The following is an 18,431-nucleotide window of genomic DNA, read 5'->3' on the forward strand; positions in this document are numbered from 1 at the left end:
AAATGAGTAGATTCTTAATTCTATTAGGTAGTGTGATCCTATTTTCCTGTGTGGAGTCTTTGGAGCAAGAGCGGGAGTCAAGCTCTCCCACTTTAATATTACCTGAGATTTCGAGAACACTTCGTGTCACTGATTTTCCTCAACCTGAGCGAAACCCCTTGACTGAAGAAGGGGTGATTTTAGGTAAAAAACTATTCTTTGACCCTAAGCTCTCTGCCAATGGAAAAGTTTCTTGTGCCACTTGCCATCAGCCTGAAATCGCCTTCACTGACGGAGAAGCACTTGGAGATTTTGGGGTATCCGGCAATCCGCTGAAAAGGCATTCACCTCCCCTATTCAATTTAGCTTGGAATACTACTGGCTTATTTTGGGACGGAGGAGCTAATGATCTCGAATCTTTGAATTTTGGACCATTAACTCACAAAGATGAAATGGCAGCAGACTTGGACGATATTGTAGCGTATTTGAGTCAGGATAAGGATTATCCACAACTATTTGAAGCGGCTTTTGGGAAAATCCCCATTCAAAGCGCCTACATCAGCCGTGCGATCAGTCAATATTCACGAACTCTGATATCTCAAGATTCAAAATACGATCAATGGAAAAAAGAGGAGGTGGATTTAACTTCCATCGAACTCCAAGGGTACTCAATCTATCTAAATAATTGTGCCTCTTGTCATCAAGAAGGACTTTTTACTGATCTGAGTTTTCACAATAACGGACTTGATCTAGACTACCCAAACCCTCCTGAACTCGAAGGACTCTATCAGGGGAGATATCGGATTTCGTACAACCCCAAAGACATGGGCGCTTATAAAACGCCATCCCTAAGAAACATCATGATAACAGCACCCTATATGCATGACGGTAGATTTCAAACTATTGAGGAGGTTTTAAATCATTACGAGTCAGGCATCCAAGTCAATGCTTCTCTAGCGCCTTCCTTACAAAATGGAATCAAATTGAGCACAGAAGATCGCCAAGCTCTGATTTCATTTTTAAATACCCTGACTGATGAGAAGTTTATAAGTAAACACGCAATCCAAAATTAATAAATCATGAAATCGAGCATGACGAGAACGTCACACAGTGGGATGACCCGATGGCTATCTGGGTCGAAATGCGAGATTCCATGTGGCCAAATAGAAAAATTATAAACACATGAAAAAAATTATACTGCTAAGTATTATTCTATTTGCTATCGGTAGTTTTTCACCTGCCAACGCCTGTGATAGCTGCAATTTCTTCGAATACAGTTTATTACAAAATAAAAGTTACTTCGGCCTATTTTATAGGTTTAGGGACTTTAAAGACTATAAATCCTTTTCCAATTCCACCTCATCAACTATTCAGAATTATCCTGCCCAACTAAGCACAAGGCTTTTACCTTGGGGAAATGATATGGTGATGCACGAACCTGAAGGGAATAACCTCTTTGTTCAAAAAACCAAACAGGACTTTGAAACCTACCAAACTATAGAAGCACGTGGGAATTTTACTTTGGACAACAAGTGGAATTTCACTTTTCTTCTTCCCTATGAATTCAATAAGGTGTACTATGAAAAGTATTTAGATTTACCGAAACCAGTTCGCGATACAACCCTTTTTGTACAGGGTTGGGGAGATTTGACCGTGGCTGGAGAATATATCCATTTGATATACAACCCCAAGTCTCGACATACTATTAGACCCGGTCTTGCACTTACACTTCCTACTGGACAGGCTTTAGTAAAATCAAATACTGAAACTCAAGATTACTTTGACCCAATTATTCAACCAGGAAAAGGCTCATTTTCCTTTACCCCAAGAGTAAACTATCAATGGTTTTTAAAAAATCATGGCGTTAATGTGGGGCTTAGCTATCAATGGAGTACAGAAGGAGAGCAAGAGTATGAATTTGGAAATAGCTTCAACAGTTATGCGCTTTATTTCCACCAATTTACTGTAAGAGAAAAGCTGTTGATCGTCCCAAGTGCAGGGTTTTACTACGAGCAGTCCAACAAAGATCTCTATCAAAAAGAGCTTCAAGACCTAACAGGCGGCTCTGTAGGTTTCGCTCAACTAGGTTTGGATTTGAATCTGACTCAAACCACCTTTTCAATCATCACGCAGCTTCCTGTAGTTCAGAACTTAAATGGAAATCAAATCCTAAATCAAAACCGATTCAGTGTGGGGATAATTAGAAGCTTTAAACTTTAAAATCATCTTCACTGGAAAAAGGAGCCTTTGTATTTAAAGTCACTGGGGATTGCGTGGTTATTAGTGAGATTGCTTGAAATATTAAGCATATGAAATGCCCATGAGAAATATCTTCTCACACAGGGGAATGATTACCCAAGGCATTCCAAATGACCATTGAAAAACAAATTATAAACAGATGAAATCGAGCATGACTCAAAAGTCACACACTGGAATATCCTTATAGCTACAGGGTTAAGCTCGCGAGATTTCCCCGATTCTCCCAACAGGCTACCTGACCACTGAAAAACAAATTATAAACAGATGAAAAGCACCTTAATCACTACAATTTTCTTACTGCTTGCTTTTAGCAGTTGTCAAGAATCAGAATCTCCTTCGGAACAACTTATTATTTCCGCTGAGGAGCGCCAAACTCTTCTTTTCACCCGTGAAGAGGAGAAACTTGCCCATGATGTCTATGTATATGCTTTTGATAAATATGGGTTGAATGTTTTCCAGAACATTGCTAACAGTGAAAGTAGCCATGTCCTTTCGGTATTAAGCGTAATGGAAACCTATCAAATTCAAGACCCGCTTTCTGGAAGCACGACTCTCGGCGAATTCACTGACCCTATTCTGATTGATCTTTATTCTGAACTCATAAGACGGGTAGACCTTTCGTTAAATGAATCCTTTTTAGTGGGTTTATTTATTGAAGATCTGTATATCTCTGATTTGGAAAATGCAATATCAGAAACAGATAAGCTGAATATTTCAGCTCTTTACGCAAATCTGGAATGCGGATCCAAAAATCACATGAGAGCATTTTATGACCAGGCGACAGCAAATGGAATCACCTACACCCCGGAATTTATCAGTCAGTCAGAGTATAGTTCAATAATCAATTCACCAAAAACAGGCTGCAACGCCAACTAAATAATGAATATCGCTTCATCAATGATCTTCCTTTTATTGCAACTCCTTGTTGCAAAACCTTTCCCATCCAATGAAGGGTCTCAAGAAATGATACCTACTCAAGCCGAACTATTGGACGATGGCCTGACTCTTCTCAAAAAGCATTGCTATGCTTGCCATAATCCAAACACGAATTCACATGATGATATCATTGCTCCACCACTTGCAGGCATAAAAAAACACTATTCTGATGCCTACCCTGAAAAAGCGGATTTCTCAAAAGCTATGATGGAATTTGTCAAAAATCCGACTGCAGAAAAATCACTCATGAAAGGTCCTGTAAAACGTTTTGGTTTGATGCCAAAGCCTGTGGTTTCTGAAGAGGAAATCAAACAGATAGTAACCTACATTAGAGATTCTGAATTAGAAAAACCAAAATGGTTTGATGCCCATGAAAAAGGGCATGGCGGATAGATAAAACCTATCAATTCCCCTCTCATAGCGTGATCTTTATCACCTTTTACTCATGGAGTTTGAAGTAGTTTTGACTATTAGAAAAAACAAAAAAGATTAAATCATGGAAGCACAATTCACAATAATGCCAAGAATCGGAGATCAAGCCCCTGATTTTGAAGCAATGACAACTACTGGAAAAATTAAATTTTCAGAATATATCAAGGGAAGTTGGACAATCTTATTTTCCCACCCGGCGGATTTTACTCCGGTTTGTACTACAGAGATGAGTGGCTTTGCTTTGGAGAAAGAATTCTTTGCCTCTCACGACACGAAATTGATAGGATTGAGTATTGACTCAATTCACTCGCACATCGCATGGGTAAACAATGTTAGAAAGAATACTGGTGTTCTATTTGAATTCCCAATCATTGCTGACATTGACATGAGCGTTTCCAAACTTTATGGAATGCTTCAGCCTGGTGAGAGTGAGACTGCTGCCGTTCGTGCAGTATTCTTCATAGACCCAACAGGGAAAATAAGATTGATGATGTACTATCCTTTGAATGTCGGGCGGAACATGGAAGAAATCAAAAGAGCTCTTATCGCACTACAAACTGCAGATAAATACAAGGTAGCGATGCCTTTGAATTGGACTCCGGGAGAAAAGGTGATTGTACCACCACCAAAAACAGTTGCAGAAATGCAGGAGAGAGAAGCCAGTGATTATGAAATGGTCGATTTCTACTTAGCAAAAAAAGATCTTCCTTAAAAAGGTTTTTAAGATAGTATAGGTTAAAGGGTTAATTGATTCGAAAGCCTTCTCGAAATATTTGGGAAGGTTTTCTTTTTATTTAGCCCAAATACCAAATATTATTTATTGGACAAAATCAAATACATAAAACCAGTTTTTAAACTTTCAACAAACTTTTTCGACTTTCTTATATTTTTTTTAACCGGATTTTAAATAATCAGCAAATACATAGAAAATATTACTCTAAAAAAAAGGAGCCTTTTCGAAAAAAGGCTCCTAGAGTGGGTCTATTGTAAATTAAGTAAAACCATATAAACTTTGGCAAACAAGTAAAATTATAAACTTTTTTGTCCATCAAAATTTCTTAAACTTAAGAAAAATTCTGAAATAAATGCAATTTGGATAAAAAGTTTCTGGAATTTTTTCATTAAAAATCAATCATTGTCTTTGAAAGACTTTTGGGGTTGAGCCGTATTCTGTTTTAAAAGCCCGAATGAAGTAGGTAATATTATTGAATCCTGACATTACCGAAACTTCCTGGATTTGAAATCCTCCAATCAATAGATACTGACGCGCTAGCTTAAGTCTTTCCTTCAAGACAAAATCCATGGGAGTCTGTCCAAGCTCCATCTTAAACGTTCTCAAGAAATGAGCTTTACTCATACAAGCCTGAGAAGCAAGCCCTTCCAAGTTCAGATTTTCACGAATATTCTTTTTAATATAGTCTACCACATGAGCCAGTCGGTTGCCAGAAGCGAGTTCCTTGTAGGTTTTCTCCAACATCTCCCTTGCTTGAGTTTGACTAAGACGAATCATCAGCTCTTTTAGTGCGAGAGATGCGATAAGGTCTTTTTCACGAGAGCGCTCTTTGACACCTATTTTGATGAAACGATTGATTATTTCGGAAAGATCTTTGGTATTGATCAAATGAAAACAACTTAAATCAAGTCCCCATTCCTGAGTAAGAACTTTTTCCGAAAACTTCTCATTAAGCATATTAAAAGTATTCTCAATCATCTCTTTCGAAATCGAAAGTGCAATACATTGAGTTGGGTTATCCCATTTGGCTTCTGGAAAGTCGATCCTCATCAGCTCATTTGGCGGAACAATTACTGATTCACCTGGCAAATAATCAAAGCCGGGTTTATCAAAAAGGTGCATGACTTTTTTGCCTTTGAGCATGGTGGTAAGTACCAGGTCACCAAAAACAAGATTAACATCTGCCGCCGCCTGGTGCGTCTCAAAAATATTCAACTCGCAATTATCCAGCGTATAGGTAGTTCGATTTTCAACCAGGGTTTTCAGATCCCGGCTGTTTCTCCAGGGTACCCCTGAAATGAAATTATCTTGGGTCATACTGTAAAATACTAATTTCTAAATACTCATTAAACTTTCTCTACGTTCAAAAACAAGAAGTAAAACTTGATCATGCACTCAAAAAGTCAATAGAGGTGGATGACATGATCATATTGTGCAACTTTTTTATCAGTAATAAAAAGACATTTGAAAATAACCAAAATAACTAAATAAAACATGGAATCATTTACGCTATCTCAGGCCAGCCCTGTCGAAAGTCCCAAAATCAAAGAAAAATACGATCATTTTATTGGAGGCAAATTCGTTGCTCCTTCTTCAGGTGAATATTTTGAAAACATTTCACCAATTGACGGAAAGGTCTTTTCAAAAGCTGCAAGAGGAAATAAAGCAGACATTGAAAAAGCTTTGGATGCTGCTCACAAGGCTTTTCCTTCCTGGTCCAAAACATCAGCAGCAGAAAGAAGTAAATTACTCAATAAAATTGCCGATGTAATCGAGGCAAATCTAGAAATGCTCGCTCGCGTCGAAACCATCGACAATGGAAAAGCACTTCGGGAAACTAGGGCTGCAGATTTACCTTTAGTAATTGATCACTTCAGATATTTTGCAGGTGTGATACGTGCTGACGAAAGTACAATTTCTGAACACGACGAAAACACCGTCAGCATCGCTCTTCATGAGCCGCTTGGGGTAGTGGCACAAATCATTCCCTGGAATTTCCCGCTTTTGATGGCAACCTGGAAGATTGCACCAGCTCTAGCGGCTGGCTGCTGTACCGTTGTAAAACCAGCCGAGCAAACTCCCACAAGTATTATGATATTGATGGAATTGATCGGAGACATTCTTCCTCCAGGAGTTTTGAATGTAGTTACGGGATTTGGAGTAGAAGCAGGCAAACCACTAGCCTCTTCACCCAGAGTTGCAAAAGTCTCTTTCACGGGTGAAACAACGACCGGTCGACTGATTATGCAGTATGCTTCTGAAAACCTTGTTCCTGTTACGATGGAATTGGGAGGGAAATCCCCAAATATTTTCATGAAATCCGTGGCTGATGCAGACGATGACTTCTTCGACAAAGCCGTGGAAGGTGCTGTAATGTTTGCCTTAAACCAAGGCGAGGTTTGTACTTGTCCGTCAAGAATTCTGGTTCATGAGGACATTTACGACAAGTTTATGGACCGAGTAATCGCTCGTACAAAAGCAATCAAAATGGGGCATCCACTTGCTGAGGATACCATGATGGGAGCTCAAGCTTCGAAAGATCAATACGAAAAAATACTTTCTTATATGGATATTGGAAAGCAGGAAGGTGCCACTGTACTCACTGGAGGTGCCGAAGCCAGTTTAAACAATGGATTAGAGGAAGGATACTATATTCAACCAACCATTTTCAAGGGCCATAATAAAATGAGAATCTTCCAGGAAGAGATTTTCGGACCAGTGGTTTGTGTAACCACTTTCAAAACAACGGAAGAAGCGATAGAAATTGCGAATGACACGATGTACGGACTAGGCGCTGGCCTATGGTCAAGAGATGCCCATGAATTGTATCAAGTTCCTAGAGCGATTCAAGCGGGTCGAGTTTGGGTAAATTGCTATCACGCCTATCCTGCGCACGCTCCATTTGGCGGATACAAAAAGTCTGGATTTGGCAGAGAAAATCACTTGATGATGCTAAGTCACTATAGACAAACAAAAAATATGTTGATTTCCTACAGCAAAGAGAAGCTAGGATTCTTTTAATTGTAATTCAAAGTAAATTAGAAAAGGCAGGGGAAAAATCCCCTGCCTTTCTTTCCTTTAAAACAGCTAAAATAAAATGGAAACGATTAAAAGAGTACTGATCACAGAGCCTGCAAAAGAAGTAATTGATACCTTGAGGAAACGCTTTGGTTCGGAGCTAATGTTTCATCAAAGTGGAGGATGCTGTGACGGTTCGTCTCCCATGTGTTTTGAAAAAGGTGACTTCAAAGTAGGTAGTCAGGATGTTTGGCTGGGAGAAGTTTACGGTTGTGATTTTTTTATGAGTGCTGACCAATTTGAATATTGGAAACACACCCAATTGACCTTAGATGTCACACCCGGTAGAGGAAGCAGCTTTTCCATAGAAATTCCGATGGGGATTCGGTTTATGATTCGTTCCAAACTTTTCACCACGGAAGAATTGAAAATACTTAGTCCTGTAGTGACTGGAGAAGAAAAACTTAGCGAGCGCTAATCTGAAAAAGATCGTTCCGAATCCGTAGTATTTTTCATTATCTTCAAAAGTGTAACCACTTGCTATGAAGAAATTAATTATTGTTTTGGGGACAATCGTGCTGCTTTACTTTGTCACCACACTTTTAGTCCCACCCTATATTGAATCTCAAAGAAACCCGGTCAAATCACCTCCACCCTATTCTGTCTCATCAGAAGCACAAGCAGTTTATGATCGGTTGGACTTCATCTCTGACCTCCACTGTGATGCATTGCTTTGGGGAAGAGATCTGACCAAAAGAGGTAGTCAAGGACATGTGGACTTCCCTAGAATGCGAGAAGCCAATGTGGCTATGGAGATGTTTACCATCGTATCAAAATCACCTGCTGGTCAAAATATGAAAAGCAATAGTGCTGATGCTTTTGACAACATCACACCGCTGACAATTGCAAAAGGAGAAAGTCCCACAAATTGGTTTAGCCTGATCAATCGTACACTTTCTCAATCCCAGGATTTGGCAGATTTTATTCAAAAGGAAAACGAAAAGGCTATTTTCATAAAGTCCAAAGCTGATTTGGAAAATCTAATTAAAGCCAGAAAATCTGATAAAAATGTAATCGGCGCTATGCTGGGTATAGAAGGTGCGCATGCGCTTGAGGGGAAAATTGAAAATCTCAATCGAGTGTATCAAGCTGGTGTTCGGATGATCGGGCCAACTCACTTTTTTGATAATGAGCTAGGAGGATCTGCTCATGGTGAAAATCTCAGCGGATTGACTGATTTTGGGAAAGAAGTGATTCGAAAAATGAATGAACTTGGCATTTTCGTCGATTTGGCTCATTGCTCACCTGCAATTGTAGATGACGTCCTAGCTATCACTACCTCTCCAATAATGGTTTCTCACACTGGCGTAAGGGCTGTCTTGGACTCACAGCGAAATCTAAGCGATGATCAGATCAAGAAAATAGCTGCAAATGGAGGTATCATCGGAATTGCATTTTTTGATATGGCAGTTGGTGAGCCAGAACTCCCGAATATCGTCGCATCTATCCGCCATATCCGAGATCTGGTAGGAATTAAGTACGTGGCTTTAGGTTCAGATTATGACGGCTCAGTTGCAGTTCCCTTCGATATTACGGGTTTACCCCTGATAGTCGAGGGATTGATTCAAGATGGATTTACCGAGCAGGAAATACGAGCTGTAATGGGCGAAAATGTAAAAGAATTCATGTTGAAAAATCTTAGATAAATGAAATCGAGCATGACTCAAAAGTCACAAGCTAAGATGACTAAATACCTTGCGAGATTCCTCCCGATAGCTATCGGGATGGACATTAAAAAGAAATTATTATTATATGAAAGAATCTCTTATTCATCAGGAAAATAGCTATTTCGGGAAACTTCAGGAATACCTCCGGGAATTTGTATACGGAGGTATCGATGGCGCTGTCACCACTTTTGCTGTAGTGGCAGGAGGCTTTGGTGCAAATTTAGATACTGGAATAATCATCATTTTGGGATTTGCGAATCTCTTTGCAGATGGTTTTTCAATGTCTGTTGGAGCATACCTAGCTGCGAAAAGCGAGAAGGATAATTATAAAAAACACCAAGACATCGAATATTGGGAAGTCGACAATCTACCCGAAGTCGAACGTCAAGAAATCAAGGAAATCTATGAAGCTAAAGGATTTAAGGGTGAATTACTTGAAAAAGTCGTAGATCAAATTTGTTCAGACAAAGATCTTTGGGTAGCAGAAATGATGAAAGATGAACTCAATATGATGGAAGAAACCAAGAGCCCATTCAGAATCGGTTTGGCAACTTTAGTTTCTTTTATTGTAATTGGTTTTATCCCCTTAATGGTTTACCTCTGGGACTTTTTCAGCGAGGTAAACATCAACATATTTTTTTGGACGAGTATTTTAACGGGAATAGCTTTCATACTGGTAGGTTGGATGAAAAGTCTTGTAAATCAAACTCCGGCTTTAAGAAGTATTGCTGAAACGCTCTTATTAGGACTTTTAGCAGCCCTAGTGGCCTATTATGTTGGTGATTTATTGGAACAGTTCTTCTTAAATAAACCATGAAATCAATTGCAGAAGTTATAATTCGAATGGATGAAATTGTATCCGAATGCAGATCCAAAGAATCTCGTATCGGATACTTTGCTGTGCTTTACAGGCAAGTGACCCTACGAATTAAACAAGGAATTTTGAATCGTGAGTTTGAGGATAACCCAAGAATGGAAAAGTTGGATATTCTTTTTGCTAAAAGGTTTATTGACGCATACGAGCTTTGGTTACAGGGAAAACAACCGACAAAAAGCTGGAAGATTGCATTTGATGCGAGTCAATCCAATTCATATTTAGTGCTTCAACACTTATTTCTTGGAATCAATGCGCATATCAATCTCGATTTGGGAATTGCTGCTTCCCAAACCATGGAAGGTTCAGATTTGAATGAGATCAGAAATGATTTCAATAAAATCAATTCCATCTTAGCCGAATTGGTCGATGGAGTAAAAGCAAATATCAGTACCGTGTCCCCTATTTTCGGATGGCTCATTCCCCTGGCAAAAGGAAAAGATGAAATGTTCCTCAATTTCTCTATTCAGCTAGCCCGAGATGGTGCATGGAAATATGCGGGGGAATATCATCTAGCTCAAGATAAAAAATTTCAGATTAGGGATCGAGACGAAAACATTTCAAAACTTGCAGAAAAGCTGATCAATCCAGGTAAATTACTTTCGTTTCTGGTGAAAATAATAGGATTTGCAGAATGGAAATCTGTTAATAAAACGATGGATCAATTGGATGTTTTGGTGAAGTAATAGTTTGGAATTTTGATCTATTTATTTGTTGTTACACTTACATTCTGAAAATCACACGAAGGTTACACATTAAATTTCTCCTCGATTTTTCTGATTTCCGACTCAGTTTGAGCCTTGTTTTTACGATTGGTTTTTTCCTTATTCAAATCAGTAGCATAGAAATGTGTGTCTTGAAAATAACCCACGCGGGCTTCGGATTCCCCTTTAACCATGACCCATTTTTCCCCTTTGAAAAGTTTGACTTTATCTTCTGCTAATTCTAATAGATCATCATAAGGTCCTCTTGAAGAAATTAGTTTTACGAAGATCGGAGCTGTCTCAATTGCAATAAATAGGAGCATGATAAAAACATTAGCCAAGGCCATTGCAGCAGATTCCTTAGTCAACAAATCCAAAGCTTCCATTCGAGCTGCTAACCCATCAAAACCATCTATTCCCGCCTGTTGCTTCTCAAATTCCAATTGGCGGAGAGCTGTAAATTCACGAATCTGAGCATCAAGTGTGTCAATTCGAATCTGATTTCTTTCACGCAAATTCTCCAAAGCTTTCTGAGCCGCATCCAATTGCTGCTCCTTTTTCTTTGCGTTAGTCCCAAGTCCTACTATTCCACTGGTGCTACTTGTCTTATCTCCAAATCGTTCTGCATCATATTCTCGTTGCACTTGATCCCGGAAAGCTTCGGCTCTTCCAATCTCAGTTTTTAAGCTATCTTTTTGAACTTCAAGCTCCTGAATTTCAGGAAATCCTTTTGCCAAATTCAATTTGGAGATAGCAATAAATTCAGTTTTCTTCTCGTCTAATTTTCGATTGATTTCCCGCTCAAACATCCTTAATTCCAAAGGTTTAGAAATCACTAAAGCCAATAAAACTGCTAAGACTAACCTTGGAATAGCTAATTTCCATTCACTCCATCCGCTTTCTTTTTTCCGCATACTCGAAACGATAAAGCGATCCAAGTTGAAAATCATCATTCCCCATAGTAATCCAAAGAAAATTGCCGGCCAGATATTTTCAAAGACAGTAAACAAGGCATAGCCTGCCGCAATAGCCGCCAAGACACCAGTGAAGAATACAGTAGCTCCTATTCCAATGTATTTATTTGATTCTGTAGGGGTTCGCTTGAGGATAGAAAAATTAGCACCACTACAAAACCAGAAAAACCGAGAAAGATGATTCATTCAAAAGGGGGATTAAATTAACATAGATTCTAACGCTAAAACTTCTCCAAAAAAGATCAGGCCGCCTATAAAATCAACCTTCCAGAAAGAAATGTGACCAAACCCCAATTTAAAGGGGTGAATAGGCATTTTTGCCCAACATATTTTTTACATTAAAGGATTGAATCCACACTTTAAAAGTGTTCGCCCTGTTCACTTTTGAGCACTTGCTGAACGATTTTGAAAAAAAGCGCAAATTGTCCCAACTCGAATCACTATGAAAGACACTTCTAGATTTATCTTTTTTCTAACCCTGATTTTTAGCTCAAGCACTTTATTGTTTAGTCAGGAAATTCCTTTCCAAAAAGAAGTAAAATCACTTACTGAACGGATAGATCAAAAAGGTTGGAAACCAAATTCCTTTGTTTTTACCGGAAGTTCCAGTGTTCGACTCTGGAGAAATCTTCAGGAAGAATTTCCAACAATCCCTATTATCAATACTGGATTTGGCGGATCACAAGCTTCGGATTTACTGATTCATTTGGATGAATTAGTAATTCGATATGGTCCAGAAAAAGTATTTATTTACGAAGGAGACAATGACATCTCCGCTGGAAAAGAAGCTACTCAGATCATGACGGACATCGATTTGCTAGTTAATCGAATCCTCCAAAAATTACCCGAAACAACCATAGTCCTTATCAGTGCCAAGCCAAGTCCTTCTAGATGGCAGCTAAAGACTTCCTACACGGTCTTGAATGACTTAATGAGGCAATATGCAACAACCCATAATCAAGTGGATTTCATGAACGTATGGGATGTGATGCTGGATAAAACGGGAAAACCAATTTCAGAAATCTTTATCGCCGATAGCCTTCATATGAATGAAAAAGGCTATGCGATCTGGAATAAATCGGTAATTCCATTTATGAAATAATTACAATGGAAGTTTCTTGCCTCTCACTAAAACTTAAAATAAGTAGATTAAGCTCCTTATCCATCTACCTAGAGCGTGGACTTCAAAAGCATCGATTCACAAGCCTACGAACAGATTTTCGAAAACTATCAAAATCATTTTATAATCCCACTAGTCTATTTTGTTTCACCTTTTTGTTAATCACTTTTAGAGGAAGCTTATATCCCACATCTACTAAAAATCCATTCATATTTCCAGCACTTTCTAAAGCTATAGGACTACCTTCTATCAAATAATTTGCTTGGATTTTGACAAAATCTGGCGAGGCAAAATTTCTAGATACCTTAAAAGTGAGAAAAGAAGAGTTGAATAGTGAAACCTCTGTAAAAATTCCAGCATTATAAACTAATCTACCATGACTTAACTCTGGGTCTGAATACGCTTCACTTGTATAAGTATAAGTTTTATCGTTTAATTGAACTTGACCATTTCCTATTGAGGTAAACCAAGAATCACTTTGGTTCTTTAATGCTAAATAAGCACTAAATGAAGGTCCAAAACGGATGGATTGTTGTTGATTTAGTGGGATATGATATTTAAATGTGAACGGAACGATTGGCATATCATATTTTTCCCACTTCATAATAAGTGCATTTATACCGTCAAAATTAATTTGGTAATTCGCATTATAACTAAAGTTACCAAAGCCAGACTCAACTGAAAATCTCGATTTGGTATAACCAAAAACGAATTGATATTGCCCACTGGTGTTGGAGTAGAAATATTCATTAAAAAGTGGGTCCTCCCTTCTTCGCAAGCCTCCGTAAAGCATAATATACCATCCGTCCTCAAATGAAAGATTGTGTTTGAGCAACTTTGAGTCACTGTAAATCCGCTTTGATTTTTCTTTTGGTGTTCGATTTAAATTATGCCCTGCGACCCCGTAACCTACATAGGCGCCTAGGTAAGAACCTCTGCTTTTAACTGATAGCACGTGCTCTATTCGCTCGTTGTAACGAACAGGTGCGTTCATTTTGTCCATTACCCAAAGTCCTTGCTGATATCTCAGCCCAGCTAAAAAATAATTCCCGCGACGGTTATACTTTTTAATTCCTCCCTCAAATCTCAAACTTAATCCTACATTAGCAAGAGATCTCACTCCTAAAGGTATACCTTCCCAAATATCCGCTCTCTGGTATTGATCAAGCACAGAGGGGCTTTTCATTACACTCAAACTAGGTTGCAAATAAAAATCACCAATGCTTTTTCTAATTCCCAAAGCTAAAAGTGGAATTCCTTCAGTCGAGTATCCAGTAATTTGAAGCGTATCAATTTGTCTAGATACACCATAAGTACCAAGCTCTCTTTTGAAAAACTCAAACTGGGCCGATAATTGCCAATTATTTTTTAATCCTAAGAGAAAACTGGACCCTATATGCCAACTAAGCTCATTACTTGGAGAAATAAAATCATTCCTAGGTATTACTTTATATTCTAGAAGAGCTTTTGAAGGCCCACCATAAAACTCCCATTCAAATTTCTGCTGAGAGAATCCGTCTACGATATTGGCAGACAAAAATACAAATACAACTAAACCACATGTGGCAATAAAACGAGTAGAAAAATGAAGTGATTTCATGATAATTCAAATAGCAAAACATTATATAAACTAAAATATAGCTTATTTATTATTTTGGTTTCAAAAAATATATTAATCAAATGAGAAACAGTCGCAAAATAACATTGTGGAATCTAGTTTATTTCCAAGAGCATTGTCATTGATTCATTCCATTGTCCTAAAACCACTTCCTTTACCATAAGTCGCAATTAATTGAGTAAACGAAATGACAAAAAAGGATTCAGAATACTTTAATTGAATTTTTCAAAGCTATTTTAAGTTTTCTCTATAATAAACCTTCTGGTAATTTGTATCAACCAAGACAAACCGGAGTACAATTCACTTCGTAATTACGAAATATAAAAAAGTCGAACAGAATTTCTGAAAATCAGTTTCCTATGTATGTTGACTCTGATGGATTCAGCTAAAATCAAGATCCTAACTCAAATGACTCACTTAAATAAAAGTATTTTACCCATGCTAAGTTTACTAGTTGGACTACTCATGTCCTGTGGAACATCCACAACAGAATACCAAGAGGCTTCCTCTACTGATGCTGAATTGGTAGCCAATTACGATGGTACTACTCAATTAGCAACATTTGCCGGAGGCTGTTTTTGGTGCGTTGAAGCGCCTTTTGAAGGTATTGATGGAGTTATTTCTGTAGTCTCAGGATATGCTGGCGGAAAAGAAAAAAATCCTACCTATGGAGAGGTAGCCAGCGGAAAGACCTCACATCGAGAATCTATTCAAATTACCTTTGATCCTGAAGTTATCAGCTATTCCGAATTGGTTGATATCTTCTGGCAAACTTTTGATCCAACAGATGTAGGCGGCTCTTTTTATGACCGAGGAACTCAGTACGAATCAGCAATATTTTATCATGACAGTGAGCAAAAGAAGGTTGCTGAAGAGTCCAAAAAGTATTTGGATAAGTCTGGACGTTTCACAAAACCTGTAGCTACCCCGATAATCAAGTATACTAACTTCTATCCGGCGGAAGATTACCATCAGGATTATTACAAAAAGAACCCTACGGATTATTATTCATATAGAACTGGATCTGGAAGAGATGCATTTATTAAGAAACATTGGCCAGAATTAAGCGAGAAAAAATATCCCGCTAAATCTAAGGATCAGTTGAAGCAAGAATTGACAGATCTTCAATATGAAGTTACCATGGAAGATGCTACAGAATATGCCTTCCAGAACGAATATAATGGGAATAAGAAAGATGGGATTTATGTCTGCATTGTGACAGGAGTTCCACTATTTAGTTCCAAGGATAAGTACGAATCTGGTTCAGGTTGGCCAAGCTTTACAAAACCGATTGATGCAAGAGTAATTGACAAGCCAATAGACAAAGATCTAGGAATGACAAGAGTTGAAGTGAGAAGCAAGCTAGGAAAAAGCCACTTAGGACATGTATTCTATGATGGTCCAGAGCCGACAAGTCTTCGCTACTGCATGAATTCTGCAGCAATGAAATTCATCCCGAAAGAAGAAATGGAAGCAAAAGGTTATGGAGATTTCCTATGGCTAGTTGATTAAACTTCAATAAAAGAGACTATTTCTAGAAGATAGTCTCTTTTTTTATGCCTTTAGATTTTAGAGTTTTTTTTGATTTGTAATTACGAATAAGGCTTGAGATACTTATATTTATCAAAACCTTTTTCTAATTATGAAAAAAATCGCTTGGATTATTGGCCTTATTTTAATTGTCGTATTAGCCGGATTTTTTTGGTACAAATACCTTTTCGTTTTTGGAGAAGGAGTCAAAGCAGGCAGCTTAAATTACTTTGTGAAGAAAGGGGTAATTTTTAAAACCTATGAAGGAAGAGTGGTACAAGAAGGATTTCAAAGCCCAACAGCAGGAGGATTGCAAAGCAACGAATTTAGATTTAGCGTAGTGGATGCTTCTGTGGCAGAAGAATTAGAACGATCATCTGGAAAACATGTAGAGCTTCGTTACAAAGAATATAATGGCATTTTGCCTTGGAGAGGAACCAGCAACTTCGTAGTGACAGAAGTTTTAACCATCAATGACGCAGGCAAAACCGACTCCTCGGCTTTGCCATATGATCAATAATTACTTCCTGGTCCAGTAGTCTAAGACCATGACTTTGTCAAGGTGTGGACCTAGAATCTCTCCAAAAGCCTTATGCGATGGATGGGGAAGATATGCATCACGAGCAGCGTCTGAATAAAAAGTAAGTGTAAATGCATGTGTTAAACCCTGATTGATTCCCTCTGGACTGGAATTAACTCCCCATTCAAAGGACTCGATTCCATCGATTTCGTTTTGTAGGTTTCTGAAAGCATCCACTACACCCTGAATATCCTCGGGAGAAGAAGTATCCTTAAAGCTGAAGTAAACAACATGTCGAAGTACTGAATCAGGAGTGGCGGACATAGGCATTTCTTTTATAACAGTTTCTGTGGATTCCATAGTTTCTTCCTTTTCACCACATGACAAAAGAAAAAGAACGGGAATGAATAATAGTAATTTTTTCATTTCTTTTTTTATTTTGAATGTAGCATTATTTCTAAACTTAATTAAATCCCATACTAGATGAAAGTGGCTTTTTTCAGTGCTAAATCGTACGACAAGTCAAGTTTTGATCAATTGACGCCGGATTTCAACCATCAATTCAGCTATTTTGAAGCCAAGCTTGATCAAGACACTGTCTATTTGGCTCATGGCCATGATGCTATCTGCACGTTTGTAAATGATCATTTGGATCAAAAAGTACTCAAGAAATTATCAGAACTTGAAGTGAAAAATGTGGTCCTAAGATGTGCGGGATATAATCAAGTAGACCTCAAATATGCCAAAAGTCTCGGTATCCGAATATGCAGGGTTCCAGCATATAGTCCTGAAGCAGTTGCGGAGCATGCATTAGCACTATTAATGACCGTAGTAAGAAAGACTCACAAGGCCTATAATAGGGTACGCGAAAACAATTTTTCATTAGAGGGACTAATCGGTATTAATATTTTCAAACAAACAGTGGGAGTCATTGGCACGGGTGCTATTGGAAGCGCTTTTTGCAAAATAATGCTGGGAATGGGTTGCCGGGTTCTGGCTGTAGATCACTATGAAAACAAAGACTTGAAAAAACTAGGTGTCACTTATTGCAACTTAGATGAACTTTTTAATCAGAGTACTATAATTTCTTTGCATTGTCCTTTAACTCCAGAAACAAAACACTTGATTAATGACAAAAGACTTGAGGAAATGCAATCAGGTGTAGCAATCATCAATACAAGTCGAGGTGCCTTGATTGAAACCAAAGCTGTGATCAAAGCACTGAAAAAGAAAAAGGTTGGCTACTTAGGAATTGATGTCTATGAACAAGAGGAAGATCTTTTCTTTCAGGATCTATCAGAGGAAATTCTTCAAGATGAAGATATCGCAAGACTAATGACTTTCCCAAATGTTTTGATCACAGGCCATCAGGCTTTTTTGACAAGAGAGGCACTCCACCAAATTGCTCTGACAACTCTAAACAATTTGAATGAGCTGGAGTCAGGGAAACAGCTTACAAATGAAATAACTTTTAAAAAAGCATAAAAAAATGCCTGCAAATCAAAGATCTGCAGGCATCGGATAAAGTATATTTTTCGGGAAAACCCGAGATAAATTACTTAGCTACCTTTACGTTAACCGCGTTAACGCCTTTTTTACCTTGAACTACGTCATAAGTAACACGATCGTTCTCACGGATTTCGTGTACAAGACCAGAGTGGTGTACGAATACATCTTCACTGTTGTCTGCTGGTGTGATAAAACCAAAACCTTTGGTTGTGTTAAAGAATTTTACTGTTCCTTCATTCATGATTACTAACTTTTAAAATTTGTTGTTTCTATTAAATTTTTGACTCGGATTAATTTCTTTTTTAGGTGGCTCTGGCTCTGGTGGTGTATCAGATATATTTCCGAATTGATCCACATAAGCCAGCATATCGTCTAGATCTCCACTTTTAGGGTTATCCTTTCGGGCTGCCATTTTTTCTTGTTTTTCTCTTTTCTTTCTTTTTTTAAGTTCTGCTTTCTGTTTTTTGATAAATGTGTTCTGATTTTTTGACATTTCGG

General features: G+C 38.1%; 20 protein-coding genes. 14 read left to right on the forward strand and 6 right to left on the reverse strand.

Annotated elements, in window-relative coordinates; all coding sequences use genetic code 11:
• Window positions 1-2: 2 nt before the first annotated feature.
• The 5 genes from BVC88_RS04560 (at window position 3) to BVC88_RS04580 (ending at window position 4,318) form a co-directional block, all read left to right on the forward strand.
• Entirely contained in the window at window positions 3-1,052 is a 1,050-nt protein-coding gene (locus BVC88_RS04560) for a cytochrome-c peroxidase (protein WP_075349485.1), read from the forward strand.
• A 109-nt stretch (window positions 1,053-1,161) separates the two neighbouring features.
• On the forward strand, window positions 1,162-2,199 hold the full coding sequence (locus BVC88_RS04565; protein ID WP_075349486.1) for a transporter family protein: 1,038 nt from the start codon (window positions 1,162-1,164) through the stop codon (window positions 2,197-2,199).
• A gap of 303 nt (window positions 2,200-2,502) precedes the next feature.
• Complete coding sequence (locus BVC88_RS04570; protein ID WP_075349487.1) at window positions 2,503-3,114, forward strand: DUF2202 domain-containing protein; 612 nt, start codon at window positions 2,503-2,505, stop codon at window positions 3,112-3,114.
• Between the two features lie 3 nt (window positions 3,115-3,117).
• Window positions 3,118-3,567: a c-type cytochrome gene (locus BVC88_RS04575; protein ID WP_075349488.1), complete on the forward strand. Its 450-nt coding sequence runs from the start codon at window positions 3,118-3,120 to the stop codon at window positions 3,565-3,567.
• A 103-nt stretch (window positions 3,568-3,670) separates the two neighbouring features.
• Window positions 3,671-4,318 carry a peroxiredoxin gene (locus tag BVC88_RS04580; protein ID WP_075349489.1) on the forward strand — a complete coding sequence of 216 codons (648 nt, stop codon included), beginning with the start codon at window positions 3,671-3,673 and terminating at the stop codon, window positions 4,316-4,318.
• Window positions 4,319-4,738: 420 nt separating this feature from the next.
• Here the strand turns inward: BVC88_RS04580 and BVC88_RS04585 are convergent, their stop codons facing one another.
• A complete protein-coding gene (locus tag BVC88_RS04585) occupies window positions 4,739-5,656 on the reverse strand; it encodes an AraC family transcriptional regulator (protein WP_075349490.1) in 918 nt (305 codons plus the stop codon).
• 177 nt (window positions 5,657-5,833) lie between these two features.
• Between BVC88_RS04585 and BVC88_RS04590 the strand changes: the two genes are divergently transcribed.
• The 5 genes from BVC88_RS04590 (at window position 5,834) to BVC88_RS04610 (ending at window position 10,644) form a co-directional block, all read left to right on the forward strand.
• On the forward strand, window positions 5,834-7,360 hold the full coding sequence (locus BVC88_RS04590) for an aldehyde dehydrogenase family protein (RefSeq protein ID WP_075349491.1): 1,527 nt from the start codon (window positions 5,834-5,836) through the stop codon (window positions 7,358-7,360).
• 76 nt (window positions 7,361-7,436) lie between these two features.
• Window positions 7,437-7,835 (forward strand): DUF779 domain-containing protein, encoded by a 399-nt coding sequence (locus BVC88_RS04595; RefSeq protein WP_075349492.1) that lies wholly within the window; start codon window positions 7,437-7,439, stop codon window positions 7,833-7,835.
• Window positions 7,836-7,899: 64 nt separating this feature from the next.
• Complete coding sequence (locus tag BVC88_RS04600) at window positions 7,900-9,063, forward strand: dipeptidase (RefSeq protein WP_075349493.1); 1,164 nt, start codon at window positions 7,900-7,902, stop codon at window positions 9,061-9,063.
• Between the two features lie 106 nt (window positions 9,064-9,169).
• Complete coding sequence (locus BVC88_RS04605) at window positions 9,170-9,901, forward strand: VIT1/CCC1 transporter family protein (protein WP_075349494.1); 732 nt, start codon at window positions 9,170-9,172, stop codon at window positions 9,899-9,901.
• Entirely contained in the window at window positions 9,898-10,644 is a 747-nt protein-coding gene (locus tag BVC88_RS04610; RefSeq protein WP_075349495.1) for a DUF5995 family protein, read from the forward strand. The genes BVC88_RS04605 and BVC88_RS04610 overlap by 4 nt, the downstream gene beginning before the upstream one ends.
• A 62-nt stretch (window positions 10,645-10,706) precedes the next feature.
• On the opposite strand, the gene BVC88_RS04615 is transcribed toward BVC88_RS04610, so the two are convergent.
• Window positions 10,707-11,822: a DUF4407 domain-containing protein gene (locus tag BVC88_RS04615; protein ID WP_075349496.1), complete on the reverse strand. Its 1,116-nt coding sequence runs from the start codon at window positions 11,820-11,822 to the stop codon at window positions 10,707-10,709.
• A gap of 256 nt (window positions 11,823-12,078) precedes the next feature.
• On the opposite strand from BVC88_RS04615, the gene BVC88_RS04620 reads away from it, so the two are divergent.
• A complete protein-coding gene (locus BVC88_RS04620) occupies window positions 12,079-12,738 on the forward strand; it encodes a GDSL-type esterase/lipase family protein (RefSeq protein WP_075349497.1) in 660 nt (219 codons plus the stop codon).
• Between the two features lie 139 nt (window positions 12,739-12,877).
• On the opposite strand, the gene BVC88_RS04625 is transcribed toward BVC88_RS04620, so the two are convergent.
• Entirely contained in the window at window positions 12,878-14,356 is a 1,479-nt protein-coding gene (locus BVC88_RS04625) for a hypothetical protein (RefSeq protein ID WP_075349498.1), read from the reverse strand.
• A gap of 456 nt (window positions 14,357-14,812) precedes the next feature.
• Between BVC88_RS04625 and msrA the strand changes: the two genes are divergently transcribed.
• Together msrA and BVC88_RS04635 are read left to right on the forward strand one after the other, a co-directional pair.
• Window positions 14,813-15,886, forward strand: coding sequence for a peptide-methionine (S)-S-oxide reductase MsrA (msrA, locus tag BVC88_RS04630; RefSeq protein WP_245803595.1), 1,074 nt, complete (start codon window positions 14,813-14,815; stop codon window positions 15,884-15,886).
• A gap of 130 nt (window positions 15,887-16,016) precedes the next feature.
• The gene (locus BVC88_RS04635) at window positions 16,017-16,424 is read left to right on the forward strand and encodes a hypothetical protein (protein WP_075349499.1); all 408 of its coding nucleotides are present in this window, start codon (window positions 16,017-16,019) and stop codon (window positions 16,422-16,424) included.
• Here BVC88_RS04635 and BVC88_RS04640 read toward each other — a convergent pair whose 3' ends face one another.
• Window positions 16,425-16,850, reverse strand: a complete 426-nt coding sequence (locus BVC88_RS04640) for a Dabb family protein (protein WP_075349500.1) — start codon at window positions 16,848-16,850, stop codon at window positions 16,425-16,427.
• 57 nt (window positions 16,851-16,907) lie between these two features.
• Here BVC88_RS04640 and BVC88_RS04645 point away from each other — a divergent pair, with 57 nt between their 5' ends.
• Window positions 16,908-17,909 carry a 2-hydroxyacid dehydrogenase gene (locus tag BVC88_RS04645; RefSeq protein WP_075349501.1) on the forward strand — a complete coding sequence of 334 codons (1,002 nt, stop codon included), beginning with the start codon at window positions 16,908-16,910 and terminating at the stop codon, window positions 17,907-17,909.
• A gap of 70 nt (window positions 17,910-17,979) precedes the next feature.
• Here the strand turns inward: BVC88_RS04645 and BVC88_RS04650 are convergent, their stop codons facing one another.
• A complete protein-coding gene (locus tag BVC88_RS04650) occupies window positions 17,980-18,174 on the reverse strand; it encodes a cold-shock protein (protein WP_075349502.1) in 195 nt (64 codons plus the stop codon).
• Between the two features lie 12 nt (window positions 18,175-18,186).
• Complete coding sequence (locus BVC88_RS04655; RefSeq protein ID WP_075349503.1) at window positions 18,187-18,426, reverse strand: cold-shock protein; 240 nt, start codon at window positions 18,424-18,426, stop codon at window positions 18,187-18,189.
• Between the last annotated feature and the right edge of the window lie 5 nt (window positions 18,427-18,431).

Origin of the sequence: Algoriphagus marinus (assembly GCF_001936475.1) — a bacterium.
Taxonomy (GTDB): Bacteria; Bacteroidota; Bacteroidia; order Cytophagales; family Cyclobacteriaceae; genus Algoriphagus; species Algoriphagus marinus.